Origin of the sequence: Mycobacterium sp. OAS707, from assembly GCF_014873705.1 — a bacterium.
GTDB lineage: Bacteria > Actinomycetota > Actinomycetes > Mycobacteriales > Mycobacteriaceae > Mycobacterium.
Genome location: NZ_JADBDS010000002.1, coordinates 971,529 through 990,935 on the forward strand (window position 1 = coordinate 971,529; position 19,407 = coordinate 990,935).

The window sequence follows — 19,407 nt, forward strand, 5'->3', positions numbered from 1 at the left end:
GCGCCGCCGCGCCGTTTCTGCGACTTACCGTCACACCCGTGACCTCTGCTCAAAGTGCGGCCATTCCCGCGGGCCTACCGATCGGTGACACGACGGTTGACTTGCTCGTCATCGGTTCCGGCACGGGCATGGCCGCGGCGTTGGCTGCCGCAGAGCGTGGGCTGAAGGTGCTGATCGTGGAGAAATCGGCCTATGTCGGCGGGTCTACCGCGCGCTCGGGCGGCGCGCTGTGGTTTCCGGCGAGCCCGGTCCTCGAGGAGAACGGCGCGGGCGACACGATGGCGCGTGCCGACACCTATCTCGAGTCGGTCGTGGCCGGCACGGCCCCTCCACAACGCTCGACGGCCTTCCTTGCGCACCTCGCGGAGACGGTGGAGATGCTGCGGCGCACCACACCGTTGCGATTCATGTGGGCACGGGAGTACTCCGACTATCACCCCGAGCAGCCAGGAGGAACGGCGGCGGGGCGCACTTGCGAGTGCAAGCCGTTCAATACCTCGGTGCTGGGTCGTTACCGCTCCCGACTGCGTCCCGGCGTCATGAAGGCGTCGATTCCCATGCCGACGACCGGTGCCGATTACCGCTGGATGAATCTGATGGCACGGGTGCCGCGAAAGGGCATTCCGTTGATCGTCAAGCGGCTGGGCCAGGGAGTCGGTGGCCTGCTGCTCGGCCGCCACTACGCGGCCGGTGGTCAGGCGCTGGCCGCGGGCCTGTTCGCGGGTGTACTCCGAGCCGGCATCGGCGTGTGGACGGACACCTCGTTGGTGCGGCTGACGACTGATGGCGCCGAGGTCACCGGCGCCGTAGTACTACACGATGGAAAGCAATTCACGGTGACAGCGCGCAACGGGATCGTGCTCGCCGCTGGGGGTTTCGACCACAGCATGGACATGCGGTGGAAGTTCCAGTCGGAATCCCTCGGGGAGCATGCCAGCCTTGGCGCAGAGTCCAACACCGGCGACGCCATACGGATGGCCCAAGATGTCGGGGCCGCAATCGATCGCATGGACCAGGCCTGGTGGTTTCCTGCTGTCGCCCCCCTGCCTGGCGGCGCCCCGGTGGTGATGCTGGCCGAGCGGTCGCTTCCGGGTTCGCTGATCGTCGACCAGAACGGCAGCCGGTTCGTCAACGAGGCGACCGACTACATGTCGTTCGGGCAGCGTGTGTTAGAACTCGAACGCGCAGGCACGCCCGTCGAGTCGATGTGGATCGTGTTCGATCAGAAGTATCGCAACAGCTACGTCTTTGGCGCCGAACTCTTTCCGCGGATGCGCATCCCCCAGGCGTGGTATGACGCGGGCATCGCCCGCCGGGCCGACAGTATCGCTGAGCTTGGCCGCCTGATCGGTGTCTCCCAGGAGACATTGCTTGCGACAGTCTCCCGGTTCAACGAAATGTGCTGCGCCGGAGATGATTCCGATTTCCATCGCGGACGAAGCGCCTATGACCGGTACTACGGCGATCCCACTATCACCCCCAACCCGAATCTGCGCGCGCTGAGCGAAGGCCCGTTCTACGCGGTGAAAATGGTGCTCAGCGACCTGGGCACCTGTGGCGGCCTGCGGGTCGACGAACGTGCCAGGGTGCTACGCGAAGACGGCAGTGTGATCGACGGGTTGTATGCGATCGGCAACACCGCCGCCAACGCCTTCGGGGCCACCTATCCGGGTGCAGGCGCCACGATCGCGCAGGGTTTGGTCTACGGCTACATCGCCGCGCACGACGCGGCAGGCAAGTAGTCAGTCGGAGTCTTCTGCGTCGGCCTTCTTCTCGATCTCGTACCAGTATTCCGGTGCGGGCCACGGAACCTTCGTCCGTCCACTGTCACCGACGCGAGGAAACTCGGCGTCCGCCTCGTCGAGCTCCTTGATCATCTTCAACGTCAGCTCACGCTCGTTGGCGTAGTACCGCTCGGCCCATCGCAGCGCCACCCGCGCGTACGCCCACGACGGATCGGCCCCGGCCCATTTGGCATCCTTGGCGGCCTGCCGGTGCATGTCGTCGGCATAGGCCAGGTGCTCCTGCAGAATCTCTTTCAGCCTCGTCGGGTCGGTGAGGTGTCCCAACGTCACTCGCAGCAGTGGGCTGTGTTTGAGCACGGGCGGGTCGAGGGGCGCTTCGTTGGCCCACCGCGTCACCGCTTCCAGCCCAGCCTCGGTGATTTTGTACAGCCTGCGATTGCGGGTGTTGCCGCTGTTCTCGACGCGCGACGTGACCAGGCCGAGTTGCTCCAGCTTCTTGAGTTCGGAGTAGATCTGGCTGTATGCCGGGCTTCCGTAAAAGAACCGCATGCTCCATTCGATCCACTTCCGGATGTCATAACCCGAAAGCTCGTACTCATACGACAGCATGCCCAGCAGCGCCCAGCTGGTGGCCGCCAGATTTGGCTTGCCCGGTGGATCGCCGTCTGCCATTTTTTCAGACTAACAACACTGGTCACAGCCGAAAGCGTCACTCACCACTGGCCGGGACGCCGTGTTGCGGTAGCTCAGTGCAGGCCCGCACGCTTCCAAGCATGACCACCACCAGACTCGACACGCCAAGCCCGGCGACGATGAGGGCCGTGCTCGGCCATTTCTGTACCGGCGTGGCAGTCATCACGGGGCACGACGGTGACCGCCCGGTGGGCTTCGCCTGCCAGTCGGTCACATCGGTGTCGTTGGATCCGCCGTATGTTTCGTTCTGCCCGGCGCAGACGTCCTCGAGCTGGCCGGCCATTCGGGCGTCCGGACGGTTGTGTATCAACATCCTTTCCGCCGACCAGCATCACGTGTGCGCACAGTTCGGCGTCAGTGGCGGCGACAAGTTCGCCCGAGTCGACTGGAGCCGTGGTGACAACGGCGCACCTGTGCTGGCGGGCGCACTTGCGACGATTGAAGCCGATCTCGAATTCGAGCTCCCGGCGGGCGACCACACGATCGTCGTCGCACACGTCACCGGCCTGCGCGCGTCGAAAGGTCGCCGACCGTTGCTGTTCTACCGAGGCGGCTATGGCGGGTTCGCGTGAACGAACGGCTTGCGCAGTCGGTGCGGCGGCTCATCGATGCGACCATCCGCACTGAGGTCGACGACGCAACCTTGACGACTGTGCAGAGTCAAATCGACTGGGCAACAGCACAATTGAGCGTATCGCTGATGCCCGGATCATTCGGGGTGCGGCAGATGGCCGACGGTCAGAGCAGGGCATTGGGCAACGTGGTGATCGGCGACCGCAACCCGGTCGCGCCGCCCTTGAGAATCAACGATGACGCCGAGGGGCTCGTGTGGACGGAGTTCGTCCTCGGGGCCGCATACGAAGGCCCAGCCGGACACGTGCACGGCGGGGTGTGCGCGATGATTCTCGACCACGTGCTGGGCGCCACCGCGCATCTGCCAGGCAAGCCGGCGTACACCGGCACGCTGACACTGCGGTATGTACGCGGCACTCCGCTCGGACAACAGCTGCGTGCGGAGGCGCACGTCGAGCGGACGGAGGGATCGAAGACATTCGCAGTCGGGCATATCGCAGACGCGGAGGGCGTCACCGTTCAAGCTGAGGGCGTGTTCATCCATCCGAAGAAAGCCGAGCATTGACGACCTGGGACGACGAAACCGATGTGATCGTCGCCGGCTCCGGCGGCGGGCTGGTCGGCGCGTACACCGCGGCCCGCGAAGGACTGTCGGTCGTGGTGCTGGAGGCCAGTGAGCTGTTCGGCGGCACGACCGCATACTCCGGTGGCGGCGGCATGTGGTTCCCCTGCAACCCGGTGCTGCGTCGGGCAGGCGCCGACGACACCCTCGACGACGCGTTCGAGTACTTCCACGCCGCCGTCGGCGACCGCACTCCGATAGAACTGCAGCGTGCGTACGTGTACGGCGGCGCCGAACTGGTCGCCTACCTCGAAGCAGACGACCATTTCGAGTTCGACATCCTGCCCTGGCCGGACTACTACGGCAGCCTTCCGCATGCGCGTCTCGACGGGATGCGGCACACGGTGATGAAACCGCTTCCCGCCCAACGGCTTGGCGAGCTTGCCGACCGGATACGCGGCCCGCTGGACAGAGAACGGCTCGGTGCGCAGGTGCCGAAGTATCTGATCGGTGGGCGGGCGCTGATAGGCCGACTGCTCTCGGCGATCACCTCATATCCGCACGCTTCGCTGCGTCTCAACAGCCCGCTGGTGGAACTGATCACTTCCGAGGATGGGGTCGTTGGCGCAGTGGTCGAAGACGACGGCGGCCGCCGCGCTATCCGCGCCCGCGCCGGCGTCCTCCTCGCTGCAGGCGGATTCGAGAACAATCCGGCGCTGCGCGAACGCTTCGGCATACCCGGCGACGCGCGTGACACGATGGGCGCGCCAAGCAATCTGGGTCTGGCGCTCGAGGCGGGCATGGCCGCGGGTGCTGCGACCGACCTGTTGGACCAGGCGTGGTGGTCGCCCGGGTTCACCCATCCCGACGGGCGCTCGGCGTTCTCGCTGTGGTTCACCGGAGGCATCTTCGTCGGCCAGGACGGTAAGCGCTTCGTCAACGAATCCGCACCCTACGACCGGATCGGCAAGGCGATCATCGAGCAGATCTCCAGCGGCGCAATGACTTTGCCGTTCTGGATGATCTACGACGACCGAGAGGGCCTCGTTCCGCCGGTGAAGGCCACTAACGTGTCGATGGTCGATGCCGAGCAGTACGTCGACGCCGGTCTGTGGCACACCGCGGACACCCTGCCCGAGCTCGCGGCGAAACTCGGTGTGAATGCCGACAACCTGGTCGAGACGGTCAAGCGCTACAACGAGTTCGTCGCGGCGGGCACAGACGACGACTTCGGCCGCGGCGACGAGGCGTACGACCGCGCGTTTTCGGGCGGCAAGTCGCCGATGGTGCCGATCGACACCGCGCCTTACCACGCCGCGGCGTTCGGGCTGTCCGATCTCGGTACCAAGGGCGGACTCGTCACCGACAGCCACGCCCGCGTGCTCGATGCCGACGGCAACCCGATCGGCGGCCTCTATGCTGCGGGCAACACCATGGCCGCGGTCACCGGCACCGTCTATCCGGGCGGCGGCATCCCGATCGGCGCGTCAATGTTGTTCAGCCACCTCGCCGCACTCGACATGACAACTCACATCTCATCTGAGAGGAACTGACCATGGCATCACTTCAGCGATACACCGACCGTCGCGTCCTGATCACCGGCGGCGGCTCCGGCATCGGGCAGGCCACCGTGTTGCGCATTCTGGACGAAGGCGGCCGGGTCGTCGCGGCCGACATCAGCGAATCCGGCCTGAAGGACACCGTCGCCAAGGCCGAACCGCACGGCGATCGGCTCAGCAGCGTGGTCATCGACGTCGCGAGCGAGGAATCCGTCAAGGACGGCGTCGCCGAGGCGGTCGGTGCGCTCGGCGGGTTGGACGCCCTGGTCAACGCCGCGGGGATCCTGCGGTCATCGCACTTCCTCGACACCACGCTTGCCGACTTCGAGCAGGTGCTGCGGATAAACCTCGTCGGCACGTTCCTGGTGATCCGCGAGGCGCTGCCCGCGTTGCGTGGCGGAAACGATCCGGCAGTCGTCAACTTCAGCTCTACCTCGGCGTCCTTCTCCCACCCGTACATGTCGGCCTACGCCGCGTCCAAGGCGGGCGTCCAAGCGATGACTCACGCGCTGGCCCTGGAATTCGCCAAGGACCGGATCCGCTTCAATGCTGTTCAGCCGGGCTCGATTTCGTCCGGGATGACCGACGGCACGGGTGAATCCAAGCAGAGCATCGGACCCGGACTGCCGACGGATGCGGACTTCTCGCTGTTCGGCAAGATCACGCCGGTGCTACCGCTCGAGGACGGCGGCATGTTCGCCAGGCCGGACGCCGTGGCCGCAGTCGTCGCGATGCTCGCCTCGTCGGACGCCTACTTCGTGACCGGAACAGAGGTCCGCATCGACGGCGGCACCCACATGTAGCCGGTCACCCGTCGGTACGGCGGCGTCGAACCGGCGCCGCAGCGGCTCGCACGAGCGCCCGAACCTCGTCGTCCAATGCCCCGCCTGCGACGAACAGCATCTCGTCGCCCACCTGCAGCACCTCATCTGCTGTCGGCAGGAGCACTTCACTGCCACGCAGGACGGCGGCCAGCGCGGTGTTCTGCGACAAGGCCAACTCACGAATCCGTTGCCCGACAAATGCGTTGCCCTCGGGCAGCGTGAGCTTCGCGAGGTTCACCTGGCCCTCGCGAAGTTGCATCAACCGCACGAGGTGTCCGATGTCGATAGCCCCCTCGACACCTGCCACCATCGCGCGGGGCGTGGAGACCGCGACGTCGACACCCCACGCATCGGTGAACAGCCACTCGTTGCGCATCTCATTGACCCTGGCAACCACCCTCGGCACGCCGAACTCGGTCTTGGCCAGCAGCGCCGCGGTGAGGTTCACCTTGTCGTCCCCGGTCGCGGCGATCATCACCTCGCACGTCTGCAATCCCGATTCTTCAAGCGAGACAAGCTCGCACGCGTCGGCAAGCAGCCATTCGGCCGCAGGAACCGTGTGCGGTTCGTAGTGTCCGCGGTTGCGCTCGATCAGCAAGACCCGGTGGCCATAGTCAAGCAGTTCACGGGCGACCGATCGGCCGACGGCGCCGGCACCTGCGATGCCGATCCGCATCGTCGGCCTATCCTCGGCATGCGCCAACTGCTTTTGACCCTTCGACCGCCACCTCCCGCGAAGCACAAAGTCATACTGACCCATGACATGAGCTTGCAGCAGCTGTACCTCGCGCTTCTCGCCGGTGGAGTCGTGCTGCTGGCCAGCATCGTCGCGACGCGGCTCGGCACCCGCGTCGGCCTGCCCAGCCTGCTGCTGTTTCTCGGTGTTGGCGTCATCGTCGGCGAAGACGGCCTTGGCCTGCATTTCGACAACTATCTGCTGGCCGATCACCTCGGCACGGTGGCGTTGGCGATCATTCTGATCGAAGGCGGCCTGACGACGAAGTTCGCCGACGTGCGACGGGTGTTGGCGCCGGCAGGCGCGTTGGCCACGGTGGGCATCGCGGTCAGCATGGCGGTCACCGCCGCAGGGGCGCATCTGTTGCTCGGAATGGACTGGCAACTGGCACTGCTGATCGGCGCCGTCGTGTCGTCCACCGATGCCGCGGCGGTGTTCTCGGTGCTGCGAGTCGTGCCATTGCCGCGCCGCGTCGCCGGGCTGCTGGAAGCCGAGTCGGGATTCAACGACGCGCCCGCCGTCATCCTCGTGCTGATGTTCAGCGTGACCCCGCTGCATCTGTCACCGGTGCACGCGCTCGCCGAGTTGGTCTACGAGTTGGCTGTCGGGGCCGCGATCGGCTTGGGCTGCGGCATACTCGGCGCGTTCGCGTTGCGCCGCATCGCACTTCCGGCCTCCGGCCTCTATCCGCTTGCGACGTTCGGACTGGGTATGGTCGCTTTCGCCGCGGCCGGGACCGCTCATGCCAGCGGGTTCCTCGCCGCCTATCTGGCCGCGGTCGTGCTCGCGAACTCGGGGTTGCCGCACCGTTCGGCCATCCGGTCGTTCGCCGAAGGGCTCGGCTGGCTCGCACAGATCGGCCTGTTCGTCCTGCTTGGTCTGCTCGTCGACCCCAGCGACCTCGGTGCTGAGCTGATACCGGCGATCGTCATCGGTCTCGTCTTGCTGTTGGTCGCACGGCCGCTCTCCGTCGTCATCTCGCTGGCCGGATTCCGGGTGCCCTGGCGCGAGCAAGTGTTTCTGTCCTGGGCCGGCCTGCGCGGCGCCGTCCCGATCGTGCTGGCGACCTTCCCGATCGTGGGCGGCGTCCCCGACAGTCTGCGCATTCTGAACATCGTGTTCATCCTGGTGGTGCTGTTCACCGTGGTGCAGGGACCGAGCCTGCGTCCGCTGGCCCACCGGCTGGGGCTGATCCCACGCGATGCCACCAGGGAGATCCAGGTGGAAGCCGCACCGCTGGACGTGCTGGATGCCGAGTTGCTGACCATGACGGTCCAGGCGCCGTCGCGACTGCACAACGTCACAGTCCTCGAATTGCGGCTGCCCGACCCGAGCGTCATCACCCTGATCATCCGCGACGGCCATACGTTCGTTCCGCAGCCCGACACCCGCATCGAGATCGGTGATGAACTGCTCATCGTCACCACCACGAAGACGCGCGCGATTGCAGAACGCCGACTTCGGGCGGTGAGTCGGCGCGGCAAACTCGCGTACTGGTTCGATGAGTACGGCGAAGCAGATTGACCTCAAAGGAGATGTTGATGACGAACCGGCCACTACGCGTCATCCAGTGGACCACCGGAAACATCGGACGGCGCTCGCTGCACGCGATCATCGGCCGCGACGACATGGAACTGGTCGGGGTGTACGCGCACGGCGCCGACAAGATCGGCGTCGACGCCGCCGAACTCTCGGGTTGGCCCGAGCCGACCGGTATCGCGGCCACCAACGACATCGACGCGCTGCTCGCCACGAAGCCCGACGCCTGTTGCTACAACCCGCTGTGGCCCGACGTCGACGAGTTGGCCCGACTGCTCGAGTCCGGCGTCAACGTCTGCTCCAGTGCGGCGTGGATCACCGGCGGAAAGCAGACGCCCGAGGATATGGAGCGCATCCGAAAAGCCTGCGAGAAGGGCAATTCCACGATCTTCGGCAGCGGAGCCCATCCCGGTATGACGAACCTGGTCGGCATGGTGCTCAGCGGATCGTGTGAACGGGTCGACGAAATCCGCATCACCGAGTCGGTGGACTGTTCGACCTACGAATCGGCGGGCACCCAAACCGCGATGGGCTTCTCCCAGGACCCGGATACGCCCGGTCTGGCCGAGAGTGTGCGGCGCGAGAGTGAGGTCTTCGCTGAATCGGCCGCGATGATGGCCGATGCGATCGGCGCCAAGCTCGACCGGATGACGTTCGACGTGCAGTTCACGGCGGCCACCGGTGACACCGATCTGGGTTTCATGCAGATTCCGAAGGGCACGGTGGCGAGCGTGTACGGCTATCACCGCGGCTGGGTGGGCGACCGCAATGTCGTCAGCGTCGGCTTCAACTGGACCATGGGCGATCACGTCACCCCGCCCAAGCCGCTGGAGCACGGCCACGTGATCCAGGTGTTCGGGCTGCCCAACATGCGGACCGTGCTGCACTGCCTGCCGCCGAAGGACTGGACCGAGCCGGGGTTCATGGGCCTCGGCATGATCTACACGGCGATGCCGGTGACCAACGCGGTACCCGCGGTCGTCGCCGCGCCGCCAGGCATCGTGACGCTGAAAGATCTGCCACCGGTCACCGGCCGCTTTCGCGGCTAGCTCAGCCGGCCGCCCTGGCGGCCCGAGTCAAAGCCGTTGGGCCAGTTTGGCTTTGCCGGGACCGTCGAGGTCGTCGAGCGCGACGCGCCGGCCGGCCATCGCCATCAGCACCGCTTCGCCACTGCCCCGCACCTCGGGGCCCTTGCCGTAAGTCCAGTCGACGTCGGTGGCAACCAGACGCACCCCGCGAGTACGCAGAGCCCCCCGAAGTCGCGGCGCCCACGTGGTGAAACCCAGTGCGATTCGCAATGATTCGGCAGGGATGTCTCGCGGAATCCCGAGCGGCCTTCGGATGTCCTGCTGGTGAACCATCCCGTCGGTGAGCGCTATCCTGCCACCGAAGCCGGCCGTCAACCCGTGCGGCACGGCGTACTCACGCATCAGCGCCATCAACTCCTCCGGCGACTTGCATGCGTACTCCGCAACCCCGACCACGTTGGCACCGCCCCGCGTTACCAGGCCTTTGGCCATGCGCCGCAACAGTTCTGCGCGACTCAGCGGGTCGTAACCGATGACGTGCGCGACGACATCGCGCACCCGCCACTTCTCGCACAGAGTCGGGCTGTCCCACTGCTCAGCAGACAACCCCTCCAGCAGTGTGGCGAACTCCTCGCGCTCGGCCCGTGCCAACCGCATCGTGTCCGTTGACGTCATTGGTCGAACAGGCCGGCGTAGCGGCCGAGATACAGCGGCCAACCTGCGTCGCCGTCGACGCCCGTTGCGACCGACTCCCAACCGTCACCGTGGCGTTCGATGTGCCGGTGTTCCAGCTCGACGCGTGTCCGCTCGGCCGACTCGGCAATGAACCGGACCTCCACCTCGCTGGTCCGGGTGAGGTCGGTTTCCAGCTGCCATGTCGGGCCGATGTCCCATGTGAAGACGACGCGGTTGGGCGGCTCGAAGACGAGGACACGCGCCCATTTGCACAGGCTGCCGTCCTCACCGCGGTCATAGATGTGTCCGCCGACGCGGCCCTCGAACACCGTCTCGGCGATCGGGACGTTCATCAGATTGTGTTCGCGCGGCTTGAAGTCTCCGAACCGCTCGGTGAATACGCGAAACGCCCTATCGAGTGGGGCATTGACGACCACGTCGTGACGGATGCTCACCGGTCGCGCTTGCGTCATGATTCGTCTCCCTCCAGATGTTCGACGGTGTCCTTGAAGCCGGCCAAGGCCTGCACCCAGAACCGGTCGAGGTCGGCTCGCAAGGCTTCGAGCCCTGTCGGGTCCAACTGGTAGACCCGTCGGGTGCCTGCCGCACGGTCGCGCACCAGGCCTGCGCGTTTGAGGACTTTCAGGTGTTGCGATACCGCGGGCCTGCTGACGGGCAGGTCGCGGGCGATTTCGCCCACCGCCATCGGCCCATGTGCGAGACGTTCCACGATCGACCGCCGGGTGCGGTCGGCGAGCGCGACCCAGACGTCATCTTGGTAAGTCGGCACGAACCGTAAGTTACCACTTACCGATATGGCTGATCAATGCTCGTCGAGTGCAGCAGTCTTCGGGTGTGGCACTTCGATGGCGACCAACTCGGCGAGGCCACTGATGGTGAGGCTGCGCATCAGCACGGAGTTGACGATCAGGTGAATGTGGTCGGCTACGTGGTACAGCGCATTGATGGCTGAGCTGTCGAGGTACTCGACTGCTGTGAGATCGACGGTGAGCCGTTCGCCGCTCTTCGCTGCCGTCGCGGTGGACTCGGTGAGGGCCTCGCTGAAGGAGTCGATGTTGCTGAGGTCGATTTCCCCGACCGCGATGAGAACAAGGTTTCCGTTGTCGCCGCGCGCGATCTCGAGCGTCAGCGACGCGGACATCAACCGACCCTAGCGGTCAGGTGAACCGTGGTTCCGGCAATGCCGGGCTGGATGGCAACCTCCTGCATGAGCCCGCGCATCAGTGCGATGCCCCGACCGCGAGTGGAGTCCCTCGTCGGCTGCGGAGGTTTCCACGAGCCGGAGTCAGTGATGGTCAAGTGCACCCGGTCGACCAGTGCCGTCGCGTCCATGCTGATGACTCCGTTCGGGTTGTCGCGGTGACCATGCTCGATCGCGTTGGCGACCGCCTCTCCCGCAGCGATGAGTAAGTCCATACTTTGATCCGGATTGACCATGGCTCGTTTCAGCCAGCCGCGTAGGGCATGCCGAGCGGCCGCGAGTTGGCTTGCGTGCGCTGGAAATTCAAGCGCGAGCGGGCCCGGGTGGCGGTAGAGCAACACGACCACGTCGTCCTGATACCCGCCTGCCGGCGCGACACCGGACATGATCTGGTTCGCCAGATCGTCCATTGTTGACGCGCGACCGTCCCGCACCACCTCGGCTACTCGGGAGATACCGTCGTCGAGTCCTCTTCTGCGACGTTCGATCAAGCCGTCGGTGTAGAGCAGCAGAGTCGCGCGCGGCGGGAGGGTCACCCGCGCTTCGGGGCGCGACCAGTTCGGCCGTACTCCCAACGCAATGGTGTGGCCGTCCTCGAGAATCCGAATAGCGCCGTCGGCTTCGACGAGGATGGGCGGCGGGTGCCCGGCACTGGAGTACACCAGCTCACCGGTCTCGGGGTTGAGCACGCCGCAGACGACCGTGGTGCATCGGGCGCCGGGAAGGTGCGAAGCGAAGCGATCCATTCCCTGCAAGGCCGCCCCCGGGCTGGCGTCGCTGAACAGCAGCGCACGGCAGGCGCTGCGCACCTGTCCCATCACGGTGGCAGCGGCCAGGCCGTGACCGACGCAGTCGCCGACGATCAGCGCGATGCGCCCGTCCTCGAGTTCGACGATGTCGTACCAGTCACCGCCCACCTGGAGGGGTCGACTTGCGGCCTGATAGCGCGCCGCGAATCCGGCCGGTAGCTCGGCGGGACCGAGGATTGCGTGTTGCAGCGCAAGGGCGGTTTCGCGCTGTTTGTCCACCTGATGCACCCGCTGCAGCCCCTGGCCGAGGCGGCCTGCCAGCACCGTCAGCAACGTCTGGTCCTCCAGCGTGAACGACCTCTGCTCAGCGAGCTCGATCCAGACCACAAGCACCCCCTCGGGATGCTGCAGCGCGATGCCCGTCGCGCCCGGCGGCATGGTGTTCGGGGAGCTGAGAAGATCGCCGTCGCGCAATTCCGTGATCAGCTGTTGGGTCTGAGGCGGCAGGTCGCTCCACGTCGCCGGCTCGCCGACCGACACCACATCTGGTGCACCATCGGCTCGTTCACCCGGGGTCGTGAAGGTGACCGCGAGTACCCGGCGCGCCCGCCACAGTCGGCGAAGTTCCTCCGCGGCGGCGCGCAACGCGTCCTCGACGGTGTCGGCCTGGGCGAGTTCCTGGTTGAGCGCATGCTCGCGACCTGCTGCCAGTGCCAACGCGATCGCAGCGTGCCGGGCGAAGTCGCTCACGAGGTCGAGGTAGTCGTTGCCGAACGGCGTCTGTTGAGGCTGACGGGCGATGGCGATCACCCCGAGCACCCTGCCGTCGGCGATGAGCGGTATCACGATCGCGGAGCGCTCCCCGACATCGGTGAACCCCTCGATGGGATATTGAAAGGAGTCCGTGATCAGCGGTATCCCGCGACGCGCGACGCCGCCGGTGGTGGAGCCGTCCATCGGTACCTGCTGACCGATCACCTGCGACGCGTACCGGCCCGCCGTGGCGGCCACGACCAGCGTGTCGACTTGATCTGGCAGGTCAGGCTCCCGCGGCACCAGCAATATCGCCTGCTCTGCATCGGCCAGCTCGAGCGCCCGGTTCACAATGAGCTGCAGCGGTCCCATTTGGGGATCGCCGGAAAGCAGCGCGGTGGTGATCTCGCGGCTGGCGCTCGTCCATTTCGCCGCTTCGCGTTCTCTCTCGAAAAGTCGAGCGTTGTCGATTGCGGCTGCCGCCGCCGTCGTCAGTGCGCGGACGGCGCCTTCCTGGGAATCGGAGAACACCCGGCCCGGCCGGTCGTCCGCAAGATAGAGAATTCCAAAATCGGTGCCCCGCACGGTGATTGGCGCCCCGAGGAGTGCTCGTAGCGGTGGCTTGTGTGCGCTGAGCACCTCGCCATGCGGATGCGCGCTCAAGTCATCGAGGCGCAGTCCCTCGCCGATGGGAAGCTCGCCGAGCCGACGCGCAGTCTCGTCGTCGATGCCCGCGTGCACACCCGAGACCAGGCTGCCGTCTGACGCGCGCAGTCTCAGCACCCCGTACCGAGCGCCGGCCAGCTCGATCGCCGCGTTGACGATCCGTTTGAGGGTCACGTCCAAGTCCAGGTCGGAACCGATCTCGACGATCGCCCGCACCAGCTGTTCCAACTGGTCGCGGGCTGCCGCTAGCTCATCTAGCTGATTACGCTCGCCCTGGGGGTCTTCCATCCGCGCAAAACCTCTTAACAGTCACTCACTTCGGAACAGCGAACGCGACCACACACTGGAAACCGGACGACCGCCACCTATCTGTGTACCCAGCGAAGCGCCCGAGTACCCATGTAAAACCGGGTTACTGCTCAGCCAGTTGCACGGCAACGCCGACCGCACCGCCACCCACGTGAACCGACAACAGCGGCCCCATGTCGGTCACGACAAGCGACTCGATCTGGGGCAGCCGCGTCGTCAACGCCGCGCCGATCTCGTCGGCGGCGTCGTGATTGTCGACATGATGGACCGCGATCGCCGCCTGCCGCTCCCCGACGACTTCGGCGACCCGATCCACCATCGCCGCGTGCGCCTTGGACACGGTGCGGATCCGCTGATCGAGCACGAGCCGCCCGTCGACGTCGAGACACAGCAGCGGCTTCAGCGACAATGCCGTGCCGAGCCGCGACGCTCCCTTGCTGATACGCCCGCTGCGTCGCAGGTTGTCCAGCCGGTGCACGACGACGAACACGTGCCCGCGCGACTGCGCCGTACGGGCCACCGCTTCAACGGCATCCAGATCGGCACCCGAGCCCGCCGCACGCGCGGCTGCCAGCGCAATGAAGCCCACGCCCATCGCCGCCGACCGCGAATTCACTACCCGCACCGCGGGACCGAAGTCACGCGCAGTCAGCGCCGCCGAACTGTAGGTGCTCGACAGCGCCGCCGAAAGATGCACGGCCACAACGCCGCCGCCGTCGCTGTCGGTCAACGCCTGTTGATAGATCTCGGCGAGTTCTGCGGGTGTGGCACCGGCTGTCGTCACGCGCGGACGGTCGTGGATGTCGTAGGGCACGTCGTCGATGCCGTCACGCAGGTCAGTTCCGTCGACCAAGACGTGCAGAGGCACCTGCCGGATGTCGTACTCTTTGAGCTCGTCTGGCCCCAGCCGCGACGACGAGTCGGTGACGACGACGACCGGCATGACTACCGCGAATCCTCTTGCGGCACGCCGGCTTCGGCGAGCGCCTTGAGCATCAGCTCGGCCACTGCCTGGTGCGCCTCGAAGTTCCAGTGAATACCGTCGGGGTTGCCCCGACCGCTCATCACTTCCTCCTCTACAGCCGCCTTGAGGTCGACGAGCGGCACATCGTGCTCCTCGGCCCATGCAGTGATCGCCCTGGCCGTGCCTTCGCGGCCGTGGTGGGCCTTGCCGTAGGTCTCGGCGATGTGCACCGACGGCAGCGACGCGACGACGGGTATACCCGGCCTGTTGAAATCGATTGCTCCACGGGTCATTTCGAGATATTCGACCGAAACATGCGGAGGAAGGGCTGCGCGGGAGATCGGCGACAGCCGGGGCTGGACCCAACCGTAGCCGTCGCGAACCCAGCGCCGCAGCCAGGCCGGCCGGACATATCTGATCAGCTCACGCAGCGCTGTTGGCAGCGGCGACGGCAGCGAATCCATGCCGCCGGTCGCGAAGACCACCGCGCCCGCCCGTGGCAACGCCGCCCACGCCCGCGGGTCCTGAGTGGCCGCCCACCAGATGTCGCGACAGGTCCAACCGATCCGGCCGATCACCTCGACATCCCAACCCAGTTGTGTGGCAACGATATTCGGCCAGATTCGCGGATCGTCGGCGGGCAGCCCGCCGGTCGGGCCGTAGTAGGACAGCGAGTCGCAGAAGACCAGAAGGGTCTTGTCAGAGGACATCGTTGGCGACCTGGGCCGAGGCGTTCCACACATCGAGTCGCCAGCGGATGTCCTCCGCAGCGGCATCGGGCCGCGAATGGCCGGACAGCTGCACCCAGCTGGCGTTGCCCATGCCGCCGAGCGCCGGCCAGTTGTCGACCGGCAGGCCAAGCAGCGCGGCCGTCAACGCCGCGATCAGTCCGCCGTGCGCGACGAGAACCACGGGGCGCTCGGGATCATCGACACCCCACTCGGTTTGGTCGGCGACCAACTCGGCCAGCAGCGGCATGCTGCGCGCCGCGACATCGACACGGCTTTCACCACCGTGCGGCGCCCAGCGCGCGTCGTCGCGCCACGCCAGCCGCGCACCCGGCGCCGCGGCATCCACTTCGAGATGAGTCATCCCCTGCCAGTCGCCGAGGTGCGTCTCACGCAGCCGGGTGTCGACGAGCACCGGCTGACCTGACCGCTCACCCAATGCGACAGCGGTGTCCAATGCCCGCCGCAGATCCGACGAAACGATGACCAGCGGCTGCCGTTTCGCAAGCACTTCCGCGGCGGCGGCGGCCTGGTCGCGGCCGAGGTCGGACAGCTCGGTGTCGAGTTGGCCCTGCATGCGGCTGCCCGCGTTGTAGTTGGTCTGCCCGTGGCGCAACATCACCAGCCTGCGCACCCTCATGGCGACGCTTCCAGATCCACCGGCACGATGGGGCAGTCGCGCCACAACCGGTCGAGGGCGTAGAAGTCACGCTCGTCCTGATGCTGGATGTGCACCACGATGTCGACGTAGTCCAGCAGGGTCCATCGGCCCTCGCGGGCGCCTTCGCGACGGGCCGGCTTGTATCCGGCGATACGCATCTTCTCCTCGACCTCGTCGACGATCGCGTTGACCTGCCGCTCGTTCGACGCCGACGCGATGACGAAGCAGTCGGTGATGACGAGCTGTCCGGACACATCGATGATGACGACATCTTGGGCGAGCTTCTCGGACGCGGCGCGCGCGGCGACGGTGGCCATCGCGACCGCTTCATCGGTGGCGGTCATATCTTCCCGTCTTTCGTCGCCGCCGGTTGGGCAGCGTAGAGGTCCCGCTTCGCGACGTATTGCACAACGCCGTCGGGCACCAGATACCAGATCGGCCGGTTCTCCTCGGCGCGCTTGCGGCAGTCCGTCGACGAGATCGAGAGCGCGGGCACCTCGACGAGCGTCAACGCGTCCGCAGGCAGTTCGGCGACCGCAGCCGCGATGTGCTTGCCGTCCAGTTCGTAGCCGGGCCTGCTGACGCCCACGAATTTGGCGATCGAAAACATGTCCTCCCAGTTCTGCCACGACAGGATCGAGGCCAGTGCGTCGGCGCCGGTGATGAAGTAGAGGTCCGTGTCGGGGTTCAGCGCCCGCAGGTCGCGCAGCGTGTCCTTGGTGTAGGTAGGACCGCGGCGGTCGATGTCCACCCGGCTGACCGAGAACCTCGGGTTTGACGCGGTAGCGATGACGGTCATCAGGTAGCGGTCCTCGGCGGCGGTCACATAGCGGTGGTCCTTCTGCCAGGGCTGACCGGTCGGCACGAACACTACTTCGTCGAGCTCGAAGAGATCGGCGACCTCACTTGCCGCGACCAGGTGGCCGTTGTGGATGGGGTCGAACGTCCCACCCATCACCCCCAGCCGCCGTCGCGAAGTCACAAACAGCCAGCTTACGGGAGGGGCGCACGCGACTCTCCCTGCGCCGAACGTGGGTTACCGTCACGCTTCAGCCGCTCTAGACGTGCGGGTAACCCACGTTCGCGGGGATTAGACGGGCAGCAGCGCGTCGATGACTCCTGCCAGCTGCTTGGCCGACCGGCATTCGTGCATGGTGATGACGTCCTGATACCGCGGCACCGCCGAGTCGCCGCTGCCCCACAAGTGCTTGGGCTCGGGATTCAGCCAGTGCGCGTGCCTGCTGGCGTTGACCATGTGGGCCAACAGCTCGGTCTCCGGGTTGCGGTAGTTGTTGCGCCCGTCGCCCAGCACCAACAGCGAGCTGCGCGGCGAGAGCACGTTCGGCCACTTCTCCATGAACGACACGAACGCGTTGCCGTAATCGGAGTGACCGTCGCGGGTGTACACGCCTGCCTCGCGGGTGATGCGCTGCACCGCGACAGCGAGATCGGAGTCGGGCCCGAACAGCTCGGTCACCTCGTCGGTGGTGTCGATGAAGGCGAAGACGCGAACTCTGGAGAACTGCTGACGCAACGCATGCACCAGCATCAGCGTGAAGTGGCTGAAGCCGGCCACCGAACCGGATACGTCGCACAACACGACGAGCTCGGGCCGCGCGGGATGCGGCTTTTTGAGCACGACGTCGATCGGGACGCCGCCGGTCGACATCGACTTGCGCAGCGTCTTGCGCATGTCGATCTCACCTGCGCGCGACCGGCGCCGCCGCGCGGCCAGCCGAGTCGCGAGCGTGCGTGCCAGCGGCTGAACCACCCGACGCATGTTGCGCAGCTGTTCACCTGAGGCGCGCAGGAATTCGACGTTCTCGGCGAGCTGCGGGACACCGTACATCTGCACGTGCTCGCGGCCAAGCTGCTCCGCGGTGCGGCGCTTGGTCTCCGCCTCCACCATCTTGCGCAGCTGCGCGATGCGTTGGGCGGCAAGCGCTTTGGCGATTTGCTCCTGCGACGGCGTCGGCTCGTCGCCGTACGGTGCCAGCAGCCCCGCCAGCAGCCTGCCTTCGAGGTCGTCCAGGCTCATGGCTTTGAGCGCCTGATACGACGAGTACGACGGCCCGCGGCTGGACTGGTAGCGGCCATAAGCCTCGACGATCTGGGCGATCATCGCCGCCAGCCGCTCGTCCATGTTGGCCAGATCGGCGTTCTCGCTGAGCATGTCGATGAGCGCGCTGCGCAGCGCCTCGATGTCCTCGGGCGGCAGGCCCTGCTCGACGTCGTCGGACTCGTCGTCGTCCTCCAGCACCGTTCTGGCGCCGAGCGCCGCGGGGAAGAACAAGTCGAACATCGCGTCGTAGGTGTCGCGGTGGTCGGAGCGGCGCAACACCGCACACGCGAAGCCCTCGCGCAATGCCTCACGGTCGCCAAGGCCCAAAACGGACAACACGCGGCCGGCGTCGACGGTCTCCGACGGCCCGACCGAAATGCCTTGCTTGCGTAGCGCTTCGACGAACTCCACCAAATGCCCCGGCAGGCCGTGAGGGGCCAGCGGCTGAGGCGGGCGGGTGCGGCGGGCGGCCATCAGTTCAACCTGAGTTCCCCGGATGCCTTGACCTGATCGGACTGATGCTTGAGCACCACGCCGAGGGTCGCCGCGATCACCTCGTCGTCGATGGTGTCCATGCCGAGCGCCAGCACCGTGCGGCCCCAGTCGATGGTCTCGGCCACCGACGGCAGCTTCTTGAGCTGCATGCCGCGCAGCACCCCGATGATCTTCACCAATTCCTGCGCCAGGTGTTCGGGCAGTTCGGGAACGCGCGACAGCAGGATGCGGCGTTCGAGATCGGGATCGGGAAAGTCGATGTGCAGGAACAGGCATCGCCGCTTGAGCGCCTCGGACAACTCCCGGGTGGCATTGGAGGTCAGCAGCACGAAGGGCGGGCGCTCAGCGGTGATGGTGCCCAATTCCGGCACCGTGACTGCGAAGTCGGACAGCACCTCGAGCAGCAGACCCTCGATCTCGATGTCAGCCTTGTCGGTCTCGTCGATCAGCAGCACCGTGGGCTCGGTGCGCCGGATCGCGGTCAGCAGCGGGCGCGTCAGCAGGAACTCCTCGCTGAACACGTCGGTCTTCGTCTGCTCCCAGTCGCCGTGGCCGGCCTGGATCCGCAGGATCTGCTTGGCATGATTCCACTCGTAGAGCGCGCGCGCCTCGTCGACACCCTCGTAGCACTGCAGTCGCACCAGCCCGGAACCGGTGCACTGTGCCACGGCACGCGCCAGTTCGGTCTTGCCGACACCGGCGGGACCCTCCACCAACAGCGGCTTGCCCAGCCGGTCAGCGAGGAATACCGCTGTGGCCGTTGCGGTGTCGGGTAGATAGCCCGTCTCAGCCAGCCGTCGCGAAACATCGTCGATATCGGCGAACAGCGGCGCAGGGCGCGCGGGGACGCTCACGAAAGTCTTC

Annotated in this window: 21 protein-coding genes; 7 read left to right on the forward strand and 14 right to left on the reverse strand. The window is 66.3% G+C overall.

The window, feature by feature from the left end; genetic code table 11:
- The first annotated feature begins 38 nt into the window (after nucleotides 1-38).
- On the forward strand, nucleotides 39-1,742 hold the full coding sequence (locus tag GGC64_RS15515; protein ID WP_192723374.1) for a 3-ketosteroid-delta-1-dehydrogenase: 1,704 nt from the start codon (nucleotides 39-41) through the stop codon (nucleotides 1,740-1,742).
- Here the strand turns inward: GGC64_RS15515 and GGC64_RS15520 are convergent, their stop codons facing one another.
- Nucleotides 1,743-2,417 (reverse strand): PadR family transcriptional regulator, encoded by a 675-nt coding sequence (locus GGC64_RS15520; protein WP_192723375.1) that lies wholly within the window; start codon nucleotides 2,415-2,417, stop codon nucleotides 1,743-1,745. It lies immediately after the preceding gene.
- Between the two features lie 101 nt (nucleotides 2,418-2,518).
- On the opposite strand from GGC64_RS15520, the gene GGC64_RS15525 reads away from it, so the two are divergent.
- From GGC64_RS15525 to GGC64_RS15540, 4 genes are read left to right on the forward strand one after another with little or no spacing between them, the layout of a single operon-like run.
- On the forward strand, nucleotides 2,519-3,010 hold the full coding sequence (locus GGC64_RS15525; protein ID WP_192723376.1) for a flavin reductase family protein: 492 nt from the start codon (nucleotides 2,519-2,521) through the stop codon (nucleotides 3,008-3,010).
- Nucleotides 3,007-3,576 (forward strand): PaaI family thioesterase, encoded by a 570-nt coding sequence (locus GGC64_RS15530; RefSeq protein WP_192723377.1) that lies wholly within the window; start codon nucleotides 3,007-3,009, stop codon nucleotides 3,574-3,576. Before GGC64_RS15525 ends, GGC64_RS15530 begins: the two co-directional genes overlap by 4 nt.
- Complete coding sequence (locus GGC64_RS15535) at nucleotides 3,573-5,126, forward strand: FAD-binding protein (RefSeq protein ID WP_192723378.1); 1,554 nt, start codon at nucleotides 3,573-3,575, stop codon at nucleotides 5,124-5,126. The genes GGC64_RS15530 and GGC64_RS15535 overlap by 4 nt, the downstream gene beginning before the upstream one ends.
- A 2-nt stretch (nucleotides 5,127-5,128) precedes the next feature.
- On the forward strand, nucleotides 5,129-5,935 hold the full coding sequence (locus GGC64_RS15540) for an SDR family NAD(P)-dependent oxidoreductase (RefSeq protein WP_192723379.1): 807 nt from the start codon (nucleotides 5,129-5,131) through the stop codon (nucleotides 5,933-5,935).
- A 4-nt stretch (nucleotides 5,936-5,939) separates the two neighbouring features.
- Here the strand turns inward: GGC64_RS15540 and GGC64_RS15545 are convergent, their stop codons facing one another.
- Complete coding sequence (locus tag GGC64_RS15545; RefSeq protein WP_192723905.1) at nucleotides 5,940-6,632, reverse strand: TrkA family potassium uptake protein; 693 nt, start codon at nucleotides 6,630-6,632, stop codon at nucleotides 5,940-5,942.
- An 87-nt stretch (nucleotides 6,633-6,719) separates the two neighbouring features.
- On the opposite strand from GGC64_RS15545, the gene GGC64_RS15550 reads away from it, so the two are divergent.
- A complete protein-coding gene (locus GGC64_RS15550) occupies nucleotides 6,720-8,216 on the forward strand; it encodes a potassium/proton antiporter (RefSeq protein ID WP_192723380.1) in 1,497 nt (498 codons plus the stop codon).
- An 11-nt stretch (nucleotides 8,217-8,227) separates the two neighbouring features.
- On the forward strand, nucleotides 8,228-9,280 hold the full coding sequence (locus GGC64_RS15555) for a dihydrodipicolinate reductase (RefSeq protein ID WP_192723381.1): 1,053 nt from the start codon (nucleotides 8,228-8,230) through the stop codon (nucleotides 9,278-9,280).
- 27 nt (nucleotides 9,281-9,307) lie between these two features.
- Here the strand turns inward: GGC64_RS15555 and GGC64_RS15560 are convergent, their stop codons facing one another.
- The 12 genes from GGC64_RS15560 to GGC64_RS15615 all read right to left on the reverse strand — a co-directional run bounded on the left by GGC64_RS15560 (nucleotide 9,308) and on the right by GGC64_RS15615 (nucleotide 19,397).
- On the reverse strand, nucleotides 9,308-9,916 hold the full coding sequence (locus GGC64_RS15560) for a maleylpyruvate isomerase family mycothiol-dependent enzyme (protein WP_192723906.1): 609 nt from the start codon (nucleotides 9,914-9,916) through the stop codon (nucleotides 9,308-9,310).
- Between the two features lie 14 nt (nucleotides 9,917-9,930).
- The gene (locus tag GGC64_RS15565) at nucleotides 9,931-10,407 is read right to left on the reverse strand and encodes an SRPBCC family protein (RefSeq protein WP_192723382.1); all 477 of its coding nucleotides are present in this window, start codon (nucleotides 10,405-10,407) and stop codon (nucleotides 9,931-9,933) included.
- Complete coding sequence (locus tag GGC64_RS15570; protein WP_192723383.1) at nucleotides 10,404-10,724, reverse strand: metalloregulator ArsR/SmtB family transcription factor; 321 nt, start codon at nucleotides 10,722-10,724, stop codon at nucleotides 10,404-10,406. The genes GGC64_RS15565 and GGC64_RS15570 overlap by 4 nt, the downstream gene beginning before the upstream one ends.
- A gap of 33 nt (nucleotides 10,725-10,757) precedes the next feature.
- Nucleotides 10,758-11,096, reverse strand: coding sequence for an STAS domain-containing protein (locus GGC64_RS15575; RefSeq protein WP_192723384.1), 339 nt, complete (start codon nucleotides 11,094-11,096; stop codon nucleotides 10,758-10,760).
- Nucleotides 11,096-13,612, reverse strand: coding sequence for a SpoIIE family protein phosphatase (locus GGC64_RS15580; protein ID WP_192723385.1), 2,517 nt, complete (start codon nucleotides 13,610-13,612; stop codon nucleotides 11,096-11,098). The genes GGC64_RS15575 and GGC64_RS15580 overlap by 1 nt, the downstream gene beginning before the upstream one ends.
- Nucleotides 13,613-13,736: 124 nt before the next feature.
- On the reverse strand, nucleotides 13,737-14,576 hold the full coding sequence (locus tag GGC64_RS15585) for a DegV family protein (RefSeq protein ID WP_192723386.1): 840 nt from the start codon (nucleotides 14,574-14,576) through the stop codon (nucleotides 13,737-13,739).
- A gap of 2 nt (nucleotides 14,577-14,578) precedes the next feature.
- A complete protein-coding gene (octT, locus tag GGC64_RS15590) occupies nucleotides 14,579-15,307 on the reverse strand; it encodes a diglucosylglycerate octanoyltransferase (RefSeq protein WP_192723387.1) in 729 nt (242 codons plus the stop codon).
- A complete protein-coding gene (gene gpgP, locus GGC64_RS15595) occupies nucleotides 15,297-15,965 on the reverse strand; it encodes a glucosyl-3-phosphoglycerate phosphatase (protein WP_192723388.1) in 669 nt (222 codons plus the stop codon). Before gpgP ends, octT begins: the two co-directional genes overlap by 11 nt.
- Entirely contained in the window at nucleotides 15,962-16,330 is a 369-nt protein-coding gene (gene rsfS, locus GGC64_RS15600) for a ribosome silencing factor (protein ID WP_192723389.1), read from the reverse strand. The genes gpgP and rsfS overlap by 4 nt, the downstream gene beginning before the upstream one ends.
- The gene (gene nadD, locus GGC64_RS15605; RefSeq protein WP_225951983.1) at nucleotides 16,327-16,950 is read right to left on the reverse strand and encodes a nicotinate-nucleotide adenylyltransferase; all 624 of its coding nucleotides are present in this window, start codon (nucleotides 16,948-16,950) and stop codon (nucleotides 16,327-16,329) included. Before nadD ends, rsfS begins: the two co-directional genes overlap by 4 nt.
- A 126-nt stretch (nucleotides 16,951-17,076) precedes the next feature.
- On the reverse strand, nucleotides 17,077-18,522 hold the full coding sequence (locus GGC64_RS15610; RefSeq protein ID WP_192723391.1) for a VWA domain-containing protein: 1,446 nt from the start codon (nucleotides 18,520-18,522) through the stop codon (nucleotides 17,077-17,079).
- Entirely contained in the window at nucleotides 18,522-19,397 is an 876-nt protein-coding gene (locus GGC64_RS15615) for a MoxR family ATPase (RefSeq protein ID WP_192723392.1), read from the reverse strand. Before GGC64_RS15615 ends, GGC64_RS15610 begins: the two co-directional genes overlap by 1 nt.
- Nucleotides 19,398-19,407 lie beyond the last annotated feature (10 nt).